At 48.7% G+C, this 11,049-nt stretch carries 8 protein-coding genes; 3 read left to right on the forward strand and 5 right to left on the reverse strand.

Annotated features, from left to right (window positions below):
* The first annotated feature begins 67 nt into the window (after positions 1-67).
* A complete protein-coding gene (locus L0156_15445; GenBank protein ID MCI0604391.1) occupies positions 68-1,363 on the forward strand; it encodes an amidohydrolase family protein in 1,296 nt (431 codons plus the stop codon).
* Between the two features lie 281 nt (positions 1,364-1,644).
* Here L0156_15445 and L0156_15450 read toward each other — a convergent pair whose 3' ends face one another.
* A complete protein-coding gene (locus L0156_15450) occupies positions 1,645-4,362 on the reverse strand; it encodes a serine/threonine-protein kinase (GenBank protein MCI0604392.1) in 2,718 nt (905 codons plus the stop codon).
* Positions 4,363-4,476: 114 nt separating this feature from the next.
* Between L0156_15450 and L0156_15455 the strand changes: the two genes are divergently transcribed.
* Positions 4,477-5,259 (forward strand): arylamine N-acetyltransferase, encoded by a 783-nt coding sequence (locus tag L0156_15455; protein ID MCI0604393.1) that lies wholly within the window; start codon positions 4,477-4,479, stop codon positions 5,257-5,259.
* 85 nt (positions 5,260-5,344) lie between these two features.
* Positions 5,345-6,829 carry a serine/threonine-protein kinase gene (locus L0156_15460; protein ID MCI0604394.1) on the forward strand — a complete coding sequence of 495 codons (1,485 nt, stop codon included), beginning with the start codon at positions 5,345-5,347 and terminating at the stop codon, positions 6,827-6,829.
* 194 nt (positions 6,830-7,023) lie between these two features.
* Here L0156_15460 and L0156_15465 read toward each other — a convergent pair whose 3' ends face one another.
* The 4 genes from L0156_15465 to L0156_15480 form a co-directional block, all read right to left on the reverse strand.
* A complete protein-coding gene (locus L0156_15465; protein MCI0604395.1) occupies positions 7,024-7,347 on the reverse strand; it encodes a hypothetical protein in 324 nt (107 codons plus the stop codon).
* Between the two features lie 153 nt (positions 7,348-7,500).
* Positions 7,501-8,994 (reverse strand): hypothetical protein, encoded by a 1,494-nt coding sequence (locus L0156_15470; protein ID MCI0604396.1) that lies wholly within the window; start codon positions 8,992-8,994, stop codon positions 7,501-7,503.
* Between the two features lie 54 nt (positions 8,995-9,048).
* Positions 9,049-10,566 carry a hypothetical protein gene (locus L0156_15475; protein MCI0604397.1) on the reverse strand — a complete coding sequence of 506 codons (1,518 nt, stop codon included), beginning with the start codon at positions 10,564-10,566 and terminating at the stop codon, positions 9,049-9,051.
* A gap of 195 nt (positions 10,567-10,761) precedes the next feature.
* The coding region (locus L0156_15480; GenBank protein ID MCI0604398.1) for a hypothetical protein at positions 10,762-11,049 on the reverse strand (288 nt) is incomplete at its 5' end.

Consider the following 11,049-nt stretch of genomic DNA (forward strand, 5'->3'; position numbering starts at 1 on the left):
AAGGCGCCCGCTTTCAAGAATTCTCTGCGTTTCATAGGGGACATTTTATCTTATAATTGCGGACTAAATGAAGACGACATCACTCTTAATTCTGCTTGTCCTGTTTCCATGGATTTCATCTGCGGAGGAACCGCTCATCGTGATCCGCGCCGCGCAGTTAATCGACGGCAAAGGAGGCGCTCCCCTTCGACCGGCTGTTGTGCTGGTGAAAGGAGATCGCGTTGAAGCTGTTGGAAATAATTTGCCGGTTCCGGAGAATGCAAGGGTAATTGATCTTGGTTCCGCTACATTGCTACCCGGGCTTATTGATTTGCATACTCATTTAACCGGTGAAGTTGGTATGCACTGGGAGGAGGTTCTCCTGAAATCAACTCCCGGGCGTGATGCTCTTTTTGGCGCGAAGAACGCAACGGACACACTCATGGCAGGATTTACAACTTGCCGTGACATGGGCCCTACATGGCCTTTCACTGATGTGGACTTGAAATATGCAATCGATAAGGGAGCCATTGTTGGCCCGCGTCTGGTGGTCGCAGGGAATTATGTTTCCTCCACAGGTGGAGCGGGCGACGCAAGGCAATTCTCCATATATGTGGATGTTCCGATAGTCCGGAATCTAGCCGACGGGGTGGATTCGGTCAGGCTCGCTGTGCGAACCAATCTGAAACAGGGAGCGGATTTCATCAAAATTCTTGCAACAGGTGCGGTGCTTTCCAAAGGGATTTCACCAGGCGCTCAGCAATACTCGGATGAGGAAATACAGGTTGCCGTTGAGGAAGCAAAACGCTGGGGCCGTTACGTAGCGGCTCACGCTCATGGAGCCGAAGGGATCAAAACGGCGATTCGCGCCGGCGTTCGCACAATCGATCATGGATCGATGATGGATGATGAAGCAATCGAAATGTTGAAAACCCGGCCAACTTTTTACGTTCCCACTCTTTATGTTGGCGATGCGGTGATTCAAGAAGGAAAGAAACTGGGGATTCCCGATTCTGAGATTCAACGATCGCGCGAGATGGCAGCGTTCCGGTCTAAAACTTTCCGTAAGGCGCTCAAGGCCGGCTTGCGCATTCCTTTTTCCACTGATGCAGGTGTGTTCCCGCATGGTCAGAATGCGCGTGAATTCGAATTGCGTGTGAAAGAGGGGGAAAGTCCGATGCATGCAATTGTTTCCGCAACAAGCCTGGCCGCGGAAGTGATCGGATGGCAAGATCGCGTAGGGTCTATTGAGCAGGGCAAGTTTGCCGACTTGATTGCTGTTGCGGGCAACCCCTTGGATGACATTACAGAATTGCAGCGGATCAAGTTCGTCATGAAAGGTGGCGTCATCCATCGCAACGATCTGTCGAGTTCCATTCCATAACGAATGCGGGTTGTCACAAGGGAGCGCCGGCATCTTGCCCGCATAGGGGATTGCGGACTTCCAGTCCGCAGGCAGGCCGGAGGCCTGCGGTCCCTTATGCAGGCTGGAAGCCGAGGCTGTTGATTTAGTAGTAGGGGCGGGGCTTGTCCCCGCCCGTGTCGTCGCACTACAACCATGCGGGCGACCACAAGGGTCGCCCCTACCACCTTTTTCAACAACCTCAGCCTGCGCTCCCTTATATGCGCTATCTTCGTTTCCTTTGTTATCTTCTGTTCAAAAAACTATCTGGAGGCGGTTGAGTAGGTCATGTAGTAGAGATCTGCCTGACCTCCCGGCTTTGCATACACAATCGTAGAGAGGTCAGACGAGAAGTCATACGCATTACCGAAGAATTCCAGCGGAAACGCGAATGGTAAGTGCAGCGCGAGTTTAGGTTCACCGATCATTTTTCCTGCTTTCCACTCCTGACGGTAGAACAGAATCTCACCACGTCCGGGAACTGTGTATAGGAAGGCCTCGCCATCCTGTGCCATACGTACCAAAAAAGTCTGAACGCCCGGCAACAATAAAATACGTTCCCTCGAATCGAGAGCTATTTGGTAGATGCCCGTATCCTTACCGGATAGAACAACACCCAGTAGAAATTTTCCATCCGGTGTTGCTTCCATGGCATAACAATTTTCCAGGAATCTCTGCGGATTCCTGCCATCAGAGTCCGTCTTCCAAATAGCGGTCTTATTACCTTCTTGAGTGGTTGCGTAAAGGTGCTTACCATCAGCGGACCAGGTCACATTCTGAATGTCTTGACCTCTCAACTCGATGGGTGTCAGTCCGCGGCCATCTACTCCAATGATATACGCTCTAATGTCTTCACCGGTTTCTCTTGCGAAGAAAATAAGACGCGATCCATCGGCTGACCAGAATCCTGTTCCCATTCTGGAAGCGAACGCAAGTTTGAGTGCATTTCGTCCATCAATATCCGAGACCCATAATTCTTCACTCTTCCCCGGATCAATGAATCTAATGTGGAGGACACGTTTTCCATCGGGTGAGATGATCGGCTGGCTGGCAAGCTGTGAAATAATTTCCGACGTGTTTCCGGTTTTGACATTGTAGCTAACAAGTGAACCGGATATTTTGCCGTTGACGTAATAGATTCCTTTTCCCGAAGGATCCGGCATCGGCGAAAAATCCGGACCCGAGCCAAAAGTAATTTGAGTCACAGTCCGATCGCTCAACTCATATTTCCAAAGATTCGCGATCCCATTGACTCTGCGTCCAAACACAACACTTTTTCCTGGTTCCAACCAGGATGCGCTTCCTACGATTTCCTCAATCCGCCCAAGGTCTTCAATTTTTCCGGTTGAAGTGTCCAGTTTATATGTTCGTTGCGCTCCAGCGGAACTTGGCCAGTTGGTCGCTATGAGCAGATTCTTGTTATCAGGATAAGGCAAAAGTCCTTGAGGGGTCATGGTTGTATTGTCAAAGGAATAGATCTCTTCTTCGTTGAGTCCGGATTTTCCGGTGCGAAATACTCCTTTACTGTCCGACTTTAAGTAGTAGTAATAATTTCCATCGGGAGATGGTTGTAACTCTATGCCGGATAATACACGGCGCGGGGTACCACCCAAAGTGGGAACGGCCCATGCTTCATCCCGACCACTGCTGCGACGATAATAGATCTCCCTGCCATCCGGAGAAAAGCTATCAATTTCTTTGCCCCCTTCATCGTTGGTAAGTTGAAGTGGATCGCCGCCGGATGTAAGCATGACAAACACCTGTGATACCGAACCGACCGGCGAACCAAACGCAATGGTCCTTCCATCCGGCGATAAAACCACAGATTGAATTGGTTTGTTCCACTGGCTGATTTTTGTAACCTGAGCCGGTGTTGTTATTTTTGCGGCAGGCCTGCGATAGACAAGAAATCCAGCAATTGCAATTGCCAGCACGCAAATAGGAAGTAACCATTTCCAGCGCGAAGTTTTGAGCGCGGGTTTTACTGAGAGTTGTGTTGGAGCTGCTGCGGCGCTGCCTGAAGAATCCACTGTCGCAGCTGCGAAAGCCGCGGTATGCATAGCCGACTTTGAGGAATCAGAATCCCGTTTGAGCCTCTTCAAGTCTGCGCGCAGCTCTCCCGCGGTTTGACAGCGTATGTCGCGATCCTTTTCCAGAGTTTTATAAATGATTCGCTCCAACTCCGGAGGAAGCGATGGATTAAAACGCAACGGGGAAGGTGGTTGCTTGTTGAGAATTGCATCGAACACGACCGCATTGCTGCTTCCGGTGAACGCGATCTTTCCTGTCGCCATTTCGTAAAGGACAATGCCGAACGAAAACAAATCGCTGCGAGCATCCAGTTCTTCGGCTCGCGCTTGTTCGGGTGACATATAAGCGACGGTGCCAAGCGTCATGCCGGGACTGGTTAGCGATTCCGGCATCGCAGTTTCCAGCGCGGAAATCCCTCCACCGATGGTAGTTGCTTTCTGTGCCGGCATCAATTTCGCCAGGCCGAAATCCATAATTTTTGCTTGCCCACGCTTTGTAATGAATATGTTTGCCGGCTTGATATCTCTGTGAATGATTCCTTCCGAATGCGCAGCATCCAGAGCATCAACGATTTGAATTGCAAGCTCTAACAACTGATCGATGGGGACCGGACCTTCCATAAGCCGGTGCTTCAAAGTTTGCCCTTCCAGCATTTCCATCACAATGAAATGGATTGAACTCTGTTCGGAAGTTGGATCCGAATCATCAACTGGAATTGCTGAATCAATATCGTAGATGGTGCAAATATTCGGGTGATTCAGCGCAGAAGCTGCGCGAGCCTCCCGCTGAAACCGTTCCAGAGACTGCGGATCCTGCGACATTTCCGCAGGCAGAAATTTCAGAGCAACCTTGCGACCGAGCCTGGTATCTTCGGCGCGATACACAACCCCCATTCCACCACCACCCAACTTGTCAATAATCTTGTAATGAGAAATCGATTTGCCAATCATTCAGTCTCTAGTATAGCTGGTAGGGCCGGGGCTTGTCCCCGCCCGCACATCAGAGCTGAATGTTTCCGGGCGGCCACAAGGGCCGCCCCTACCAGTTTCGTTTATTCTTATCCTATGAATATCACAACATATTTTCAGCGAATCAACTGGAGTGGTCCGGCAATAGCTGATCTGGAGACTTTGCAGAAAATTCATCTACACCATGCAACACACATACCTTTTGAAAATCTTGATATTCAATTGGGAAAAAATATTTCATTGGAACTGGAATCGTTGGAACGGAAGATGGTTCAAAACAACAGAGGCGGTTACTGTTTTGAACAGAACACATTGTTTCAGGCCGTGCTCACTGAAATCGGTTTTAACGTTATTGCGTGTGAAGCCCGCGTAAGGATGGGCAGATCCATAGTGACGCCGCGAACGCACATGCTGCTGATCGTGACTTTGAAGGACGGAAGATATCTTGCGGACGTTGGTTTTGGAGGGGACGGCCTTCTCCTGCCTGTTTCGATGGATGGCAATGAACACGATCAATTCTTGTGGAAGTATCGAATCGTGGAAGAAGGTCCAATGATGGTGTTACAAATATTTCGCGCGGAGCGCTGGATGGACTTATATGCATTCGTTCCCCAAGGGCGTGAACCCGTTGATTTTCAAGTGGCCAGCTGGTTTACAAGCACTCATCCGGAAAGCCGATTTGTGCAGACTCTGACTGTTCAACAGCCTACTCCCGAAGCGCGATTCATATTGCGCAACAAAATGTTTGTCATCGATCGCGGCGACCAAGAAGAAACGCGAGAGCTGAAAACACGGGAAGAGCTGATTCAGACACTGGATCGCACTTTTGGACTTTCTTTTCCCATTAACACTCCTTTCCGCAATCCGATCTGGCCCTGATGTGCTATGGAGCGCAGGCCTCAGCCTGCGCTCTACAATGCCGGCGCTCCAGAATCGACAGGCATGGTATGATCGTTGATTTATTATGCCGGTATCTGCGGGAATCCAAATTGGTCCGTATCAAGTTCTTGACCCGCTCGGTTCAGGGGGAATGGGCGAAGTGTATCGCGCGAAGGATACGAGGCTCGGGCGCGATGTTGCCGTTAAAGTGCTGCCACGACAGTTTGCTTCTCATCCGGAACGCATGCATCGTTTTGAACAGGAAGCGCGCGCTGCTTCGGCCCTGAATCATCCCGCCATTGTCACCATTTACGACATCGGAACTGTAGACACGACGCCCTACATCGCGATGGAGTTCGTAGACGGCAAGAATCTTCATGAGATCATTAAGGCCGGGCGTATTTCACTGAAAAAAGTCATCTCAATTGCATCGCAATTTGTAGATGGGCTGGCAAAAGCTCATGAAGCGGGTATTGTTCATCGCGATCTGAAACCGGAAAACCTGATGGTGAATGGTGATGGCTTTGTTAAGATCCTGGACTTCGGACTTGCAAAACTCAGTTATGCGCCGACTCCCGGAACATCCGATGTTCAAACTGAAACAAGCGCAGGAGTGGTTATGGGGACTGCAGCTTATATGTCCCCTGAGCAGGCTGCAGGGAAACTAGTCGATTTTCGATCGGATCAGTTTTCAGTCGGATCTATTTTGTATGAAATGGTGACCGGTCGAAAAGCTTTTGCAAAAGAGACTGCCGCTGAAACGATGGCCTCCGTCATTCGGGAAGAACCGGAATCAGTTTCGTCGATCGATGCCGCAATTCCCGGACCACTGCGATGGATCGTTGAGCGCTGCATGGCGAAGGATCCGGAGGAGCGCTACGCTTCCACACGCGATCTGGCGCGCGACCTGCAAAGCTTGCGCGATCATTTTGCGGAGATTGTCACTTCGGGAGAAACCAGGCCGTACTTGCAGAGCAGTAAGAGCAGCCGGGCAGCATTCTTGTTCGCGATCCTCACTGCCGTAATTCTTTCTGTTGCTGCAGCTATTTACTGGGCCGGCCGAAAACCTGCGCAAAAACCGGTTGTTTTTCGTTCACTCACGTATTCCGGTTCGGATTCCTCTCCCGCTGTCTCACCGAACGGTGAGCTTGTGGCGTTCCGTTCAGACCGTGATGGCGCTCCAAAAATCTGGCTCAAACAGCTCAAGAGTGGAAATGAAATTGCGCTGACAGACGGGCCGGATGATTTTCCGAGATTCTCTCCCGATGGTTCCTTTCTTCTGTTCATCCGAACGGAAGGTTCTGTTTCCTCTTTGTATCGTGTCCCCGTTTTGGGAGGAGAAGTTCGGAAAGTGGCGGATGATGTGCGAAGCGCAGACTGGTCACCGGACGGAAAGCAGATTGTATTTATTCGATGGGTTCCCTCCCGTGGAAATCTGGATTCCCACTTTCTCACTCTGAATCCGGATGGTTCCGTCGTTCGTGAGCTTGTGGTAATCCCACAAAAACAGCTTCATTACGCGCGCTGGTCTCCGAATGGAGCCTGCCTGCGGAAGCGGGAGGCCGAATGATATAGAGTCCTACCCGCAGAATGTCTTCCTTTTATCAAGAACGAATACAGCTTTGATTTTAGAATACAGAGGAAATCATAAGCCGGCGCTGCTTGATTAGTTGTCCTACTTCACTCGGATCTAGGTTGCTAATATTCGATCTGATATCCATGTTAGTCTCCCTTTTTTATATTGGAACAATAAGCGATTAAGATTTACGTCTTTTCTTCAATATTGTCCTTTCCACAATGTTTAATTTGGTCATCTTTACGATGGGCTTGTTTTCCGTTTATAAACACATTTTGTTGATCTTTTGTCGATTCATATATCGAACGCACCTTTGCTTCCTGAACTTGTCCGCAGAGCTTGTGTTCGGAGGCTTTTGCTGCAGCATCATCTTTGTTGGAAACCGGTTTGCCGTTGACCCTGACAGGTGCATTAATGTCGATCGGAACAGCCGGTTTCGTTTGTACGGGCTGTGGTTCGGTTTTGATTGCTTCTCTGTAACTCGGTGATAATGGAATCGGTGGAATGGCCATGACACAATACCTCCATTTTTAGTCAATACATTCGACGAAAGGAAAATCTGTAACGTTTCCCCTTCATTGTGTACAGACGTTTCAATTTGATAAATTCCAGATGGATTCCACTTTAGTGTCTTTAAGCGAGATGTTTCATACAGATCCCGCGGATTATGAAACTGTATCCTGATTATCTGGATCAGTTAGTTGCTCTCCGCCGGAGCCTGGAGTTACCGGTGAATTGTCACCTGGTCCAACCGGACCATCTGGCTTGCGTGGTTTAACGTTCGTGCGTTTTGGAACCGGCGGCTCAAGCGGATCCGCGATTGGATTCCCACCAACAACAATCGGTCCGGAAGAACCGCCGCTATCATATGGCTTCGGATTAATTTTGCTCATGATTCCAATCGCCACTCCTTCCGCCAGCCGATCAATCTGCGCTTCATTCCTACCGGACAATAGCTCCGGTGCCGGATCTACCGGACCTTTTCTTTGAAATCCTAAGGCATCAGCTTTATCGACTTTCCCACGGGGAGTCTCATCTTCAACCGGCCGCTTTTTGTTCGGATCTTCGTTAATCGGCTGACCATCTGGATCGCTGTATATTCCATTTTTGAGAATCATCATTCCATCAGGTTTACCTTCGTGATCATTGTTGAAAATATATATAGTCGGTTCCACTCCTTTCTCTTTTGGAATTAGAACAAGGTATTCCGTTCCGTCCTTCTCACCCTTCACAAATACGGCCGTCTTCATTTTCGGATCATTTCTAACGGCGCTGGACCCAGGTACTATCCTTTTGCTTTCATCATTGTCATGCCGTGAATGCACCTCTCGCGTTCCATTTGAATTCATCACAACCTCAACACCGTTTTCCTGAAAAATTACTCTTTGTCTATTGACCGGCGGATCATTCGTTGTTTTTTTTGCCGGAGCATTGCCGGTGATTCCACCCATTAACTCGTGCTCCGTTTTGAAGTCCCATGGTTGTTTGCCTGGTTCAAACGCAGGGCTTAGAGTTGAGACATCTGGACCTACTCTTGTCCCATTGTCTTTTTCGCGTTCCACTTTTGGGCTTGCTCCACCATCAATGCGGTCCGCATAGGCGCCAGAAATTCCCCGCGCCGCAAGTACATCACGAACTTTATTTCCTAGCTTGCTTCCACCTTCTAGCACATTTTTTTGTTTGATAAGTTCTTCAGCATCCTTCATGATTTGTTCATCACTGCTTGGATTTGATTTATTCAGTGCGTCCAAATAATTTTTCTGTCCCGATGGATCTTTCTTATCACCTTCCAGAATCTTGCTGAGTTCATCCCGATTTGCGGCTTCAATTGATTTTGCATCCCATCCAGGCAAATTGATTCCCGATTGTGCAATCGTTTTTGAGTCTCCGATGAATTGGTCGCCTTTCGTATTCAATCGTTCATCGATCGGTCTCAATTGTTCATTCAACTCTGATTGTCGTACTGCGGAGGTCATTGCTACATTGGCTTTCTGCTGTTGTGCCATCAGCATTTGCTGTGCTTTTTCTTTAGTCAAATAAGGATCTTCTGAATATCCTCTTGGAATCGCTTCGGTGGGAATCGAAGTCGTAGAGGGAACCGCTTTGTCCGGTCTCTCGACTGGTTTTACATACGTAAGATTTTGATTTGTGATTTTCATAATGCCTCCAATTACCGTTCATTGAGTAAGAGCGAGATTCCGAAAAAAACCGGATCATATCGCTACAAAGTATCTGTCCAGCCTGAGGTCCGACTCTCTGACCCAGTCTGTTGTCCCTCTTTGGTCCGTCACTAGAAATTCTCGTTGTGATCCTTGATTGCGGATATTAGTAATCATTCGATAGTTGTCACCCTCTCTGCTAATCATTACGTCATGTCCCGCATTGAGGTTGACAGCGATTCTTTCGATTGCGGCAGATTTTGCTTCCTCGTAAGCATGCCCTCCATTAAGCCAATCTTGATAAGTTCTAGGAAGCTCATACTCGTTATAGGTTTGGCCAGTGTTCTGGCGCAATAAATCGGCCATTGAGCCAACAACCCGTTCGTTTTTGAATGTTTCGCTGTTGATGCCGTCATATCGGGCACGGTTCATAGCAAATGCATAAGCGGGATCTTGCTCAGCCCGAAATAAATTCAGAGCAGAAGTACTTGTAGTTTCAACGTTAAACCAGGAGCTCCCGTTCAGTAGTTGGTTCACGCGGTCTGAAAAGGGATCGCTTGTTTTGGGATCCGTCGGAACTGACGGATGGTGGGAATTGGGTTTTTGTTGAATTGATTGCGGAATCTCCTGTGTTCTCAAGCGTGTATCGATACCCGATGTGTATCGAATGAGAACATTCCGATCGAGACCTCTGATGTCATTTGCAAAAGCTTCGACTTGCATAGTAGCTAAGAAGCCTTGCCCACGTTCGGTCCTCGCAAGATTGCTGGGGCTTGAATCAAACTGATTGGCGCGTGCACCGACTGCCTTCAAAATCAGTGTTTGTTCAGTAACAGCGGAAGCATTTGCATTTCGCGATCCCGTGCCAGCGCGGTTGAGTAAATCGCCGATCCGATTGTATTCAGATAGAGGCATTTGATTTAGAGTCTCGGCTGCACGCATTGCTGAAGCGCGTGAAAGAACTCCTTCATGACCTTCGTGTGATTCAGCGCGTGATTGTCCGGTGCCCATTGTTAGCATTCGCGTTATTTCAGGAGTGATACGGGAACTTTGTTGACGAAGGTGATTTAGATCTTGATAAACCTGAAACGCTTGCTGTGCGTTGGGAGTGCCCAAAAATTCTTGGATCATTCGCGATTCCCGCTGAAATTCTCCAGGTGGTAGTTGACGTAAGCGCGCTGCAACTTCATCCATCGACTGTTGGGGAACACCTTTGCGGCGGGCCATTTCATTCAGCTGTTCTACTGACAACGCTTGTGGAATCGTAGTATTCAACCGGCGGTTCAATTCCGTCCGCTGCAAGGTTGTAGTGAGTGCTACTTCCGATTGGCGCTGCAGAGCTGTGGCCTGCATTTGCTTTGCTTCACCTTTTGTCAAAATCTGGTCTTTCGTTCCTCCTGGTGGAATTGCTTCTGTGGGAATCGAAGTCGTGGGAGGATCTGCCTTGTCCGGTCTTTCTGCTGGCCTTATATAGGTAAGAGTTGAGCCTCCAACAAACTCTAAAGGTTTAATAGTTTGATCGGAGCCTCCAACAAACTCTATGGGACCATTCGTTTGATTTGAGATTTTCATATTGCCTCCAATTGCTGTTCACCGAGTAAGAGCGACATATATGAAAAAATGGGATCATTTATATAAGGGAGGTAGATTTAGTTTGAGAGACAGCTTTTTAAAGAAGGTTCAGACGTTATCCACATAAGTTTGTCTGTTAAAACACGAGTGGGCGGGTGGAATACCCCTTGACCCGCCCCTGTCCGATATGTGAAGTCAATTCTTCATTCGCAATTCAACCTGCAATGCGACTCCTAGGCTCAGATTAAATCCACGGAAGATTTGCTTCTGCTCGCCACGTGCACGTTTATATTGTCCTGTACCTCCGGTGATTGCGCGCTGAAACTCCGTATCTAGATCCACAAGCTCAAAGCCTTGCGTCATTACCGATTCGGATCCAGCTGTTGACCCGATGTCATACATTTGCGTAGTGATCACCCATGGCCCCGTAACTGTGTGTGCACCATCTCCGACATGGTACCCATAACAGGTCCATGTTCCTAT

It is taken from the genome of bacterium (genome assembly GCA_022616075.1).
Lineage (GTDB): Bacteria > Acidobacteriota > HRBIN11 > JAKEFK01 > JAKEFK01 > JAKEFK01.